This is a genomic window from Mesorhizobium sp. M7A.F.Ca.CA.004.12.1.1 (assembly GCF_003997835.1).
GTDB lineage: Bacteria > Pseudomonadota > Alphaproteobacteria > Rhizobiales > Rhizobiaceae > Mesorhizobium.
Map to the genome: position 1 here is coordinate 1 of NZ_RZRK01001284.1, position 1019 is coordinate 1019.

The 1019-nt window shown below is 66.0% G+C and carries 1 protein-coding gene; it reads left to right on the forward strand.

Annotated features, from left to right (window positions below; translation table 11 throughout):
• Nucleotides 1–1019: ABC transporter ATP-binding protein (locus EN984_RS35820; protein ID WP_348630248.1), on the forward strand; the 1019-nt coding region annotated here is incomplete at both ends.

The following is a 1019-nucleotide window of genomic DNA, read 5'->3' on the forward strand; positions in this document are numbered from 1 at the left end:
CCTATGAACCGTGGCAGCCAAGCAGGACATCTCGCAAGCCGCAGTCCACTGCTGGCGATCCGCGGCCTCTCTCTCGATTTCGGCACGCCGCGCGGCCGCGCACATGCGCTGCGCGATGTCCATATCGACGTGCCGGCGGGCGAGGTGGTCGGCATTGTCGGCGAGAGCGGCTCGGGCAAATCCACGCTCGCCTACACAGTGATGGGGCTGCTGGCTGAGAATGCAGAGGTGGTGAACGGGGCGATCCTGTTCGAGGGACGCGACGTGCTCGGCATGGCACCGGCAGAGCGGCGCGGCCTGCTTGGCAACCGCATGTCGATGATCTTCCAGGATCCGATGACGGCGTTGAACCCGGTGCGCAGCATCGAGAGCCAGATGGTCGATGTCCAGCATCGCGAGGGCGGTTCGCGCGGCATCAAGCGCCAGCGTGCGGTGGACATGCTTCGCCGGGTCGGTATCCCGGACCCCGAAAGTCGTATCGGCGGCTATTCGCATGAATTTTCGGGCGGCATGCGCCAGCGCATCTGCATCGCCATGGCCCTGCTGGTGAAGCCGGCGCTGCTCATCGCGGATGAGCCGACGACTGCTCTCGATGCCACGCTGGAGGTGCAGATCATCCATCTGCTGAAAGAGCTGCAGAAGGAAATCGGCTGCTCGATCCTGTTCGTTTCGCACCATCTCGGCGCTGTCGCCGAATTCTGCGACCGGGTGGCGGTCATGTATGCGGGCGAGGTGGTCGAATACGGCACCGTGCGCGATATCTTCCGCCGGCCGGGGCATCCCTATACGCGCGCGTTGCTCGAATGCGATCCGGGACGGATCAGGAAGCGCACCCGTCAGTTGCCGACGATACCGGGCGAGGTGCCGAGCCTGCTCGGTACCCAGGCGGGCTGCATCTTCCGCCGGCGCTGCCCGCATGCCTTCGCCCGGTGCGCGGATGAAAATCCCGCCCCCCGCGCAATCGGCGCAGCGCACAGCGCGCGCTGCCATCTTCTCGACGACACACTGGCGGGTCCGGG